Here is a 270-nt window from a genome sequence, read left to right as displayed (position 1 = left end):
TTTAGTAACTCTAATCGCATGGTTCATGCACGGGCAAAAACTTGACCTTTGGGGGTATGTTGGCATGGGTTTAATCGTTGGTGGCGTTGTTGTTCTCAACTTGCTTTCAAAAACCAGTGCACATTAGTCCAGTATGCATCTAACAAGTTGCACCAGTCGGAAAACCTCCGCTCCGCGGCTTTGTGCATTCGCTTCGCTCATTGTTGCACAAAGCCACTACACTACAGTTTCCGCTGTGCAAGGCGTTAGTTGTAAGTAGGGATATGAAAC

The 270-nt window shown here is 46.3% G+C and carries 1 pseudogene; it reads left to right on the top strand.

The features are described 5' to 3' along the window. Positions 1-127, top strand: a pseudogene (locus tag A3735_RS10400) (QacE family quaternary ammonium compound efflux SMR transporter); the annotation flags it as partial. Between the last annotated feature and the right edge of the window lie 143 nt (positions 128-270).

This window comes from Oleiphilus sp. HI0061, assembly GCF_001635675.1.
Note: the sequence above shows the minus strand (reverse complement) of the source record. Positions and strands in the feature narration are given on the sequence as shown.